This is a genomic window from Microcystis sp. M53603_WE2 (assembly GCF_030065435.1).
The window spans coordinates 1-1,512 of record NZ_JASJFF010000750.1 but is presented as its reverse complement, the minus strand read 5'-3'; the positions used below and the strand labels follow the sequence as shown (position 1 = coordinate 1,512).

Below are 1,512 nucleotides of genomic sequence, written 5' to 3'. Positions count from 1 at the left end.
TTTGGGAATCTTTTAAAATATCGCTGACAATCTCTAGAGCTTGCGGTGCCGCTAAACTGCTTAAGGATTCTAAGGATGGCTGTCTTTGCCCTAATTTCTCTTTTGCTCGTTGAATACGCTGCCAAGAATCATTAATTCTGGCTTCGCTAATTGTACCCCCTTGCACGGCACTATACACCGCTTCGATCGCTTCGATCGGATCGGGAGGCATTAACAGTATATCGGCCCCCGCCTGTACCGCCCTCACTGCTAGGGCGGCAGCGCTGGCAATTTTGGTCACTCCTCCCATAATCAGGGCATCGGTGACGATTAAACCCTGAAAACCGAGATTTTGGCGCAGTTTTTCCCCGAGAATTTTCGAGGAAAGAGTGGCGGGAAATTCGTCATCCCAAGCGGGAATTAACAGATGGCCTGACATAATACTATCAACCCCCGACTCGATTGCAGCTTGAAAGGGCGGCAATTCGATCACTTCTAGGCGATCATGATCGTGGTTGATGATGGGAAGATCGAGATGGGAGTCATTGCTGGTGTCACCGTGGCCCGGAAAATGTTTGGCCGTGGTCAAAACTGGATAGGAATCCGCCCCTAAAATAAAAGCTTGAGCTAGATTAGCGACGATTTCAGGAGTTTCAGCGAAGGAACGAATATTGATAACCGGATTGTCGGGATTATTGTTCACATCGACAATTGGGGCTAAAATCCAGTTAATCCCGATCGCTAGAGCCTCCTTAGCGGTAATTGCTCCCATTTCCTTAGCATATTCTGTGGCTTTTGTCAAGCTTTTTTCGGCTATTTTTCCTAAAGCCATCGGGGGGGGAAACCAAGTAGCACCGGAAAACCTTTGGCCGACTCCCTCCTCGATATCGGCGGCGATGAGGAGAGGATTATCGCTGGACCAACTTTGTAATTGTTGGCTACGGAAAGCGATTTCGGCGGCGCTGCCTCCTAAGAGAATTACCCCACCGAGGTGGAGGGTTTCTAACCAATGTTTCAGGGTGGCGTTGACAGGTTCCCAAGCAGGATAGCGGATTTGTTGGTCAAAGAGATAGCCGGAAGCGCGGACTACTATCATCTGACCAATACGTTCTTTTAGGGATAAAATGCGATCGCTCACTATTCAGTTATCAGTTATCAGTTATCAGTTATCAGTTATCAGTTTCTGAAGGCAAGAGGCAACAGACAAGAGGCAAAAGGCAGAATCTGGCAATTCTCCTAGCTAAAAAGAAAGTTAGAAACTAAGCACATCAGAGATTTTAGCCTAACCAATTAGGTTTTAGTTTCTGGAAATTTATCAGGTTTAAGTTTTAAGTTGCCAGTTTTGCCTAAATTTAGTTATCCTCTACTGTTCACTGGTCACTGATAGCGGAATCGTCATCTTCTGGGGGTCGATCGCTTTTAATATGATCAAGAAGGTGTAACATTCGATCGCCGCGTTCGAGGGAAGAATCTTCTAGGAAGACCACTTCGGGGGTACGTCTGAGACGGATGCGTTGACCCAGTTCACGCCGG

General features: G+C 47.1%; 2 protein-coding genes. Both read right to left on the bottom strand.

Features of this window, described 5'->3' with window-relative positions:
* A partial coding sequence (locus tag PX481_RS16195) for a glycoside hydrolase family 3 N-terminal domain-containing protein (RefSeq protein ID WP_288094992.1) occupies positions 1 to 1,117 on the bottom strand: 1,117 nt, incomplete at its 3' end.
* 232 nt (positions 1,118 to 1,349) lie between these two features.
* On the bottom strand, positions 1,350 to 1,512 hold a 163-nt coding region (locus tag PX481_RS16190; protein ID WP_502888610.1), incomplete at its 5' end, for a ribosome-binding factor A.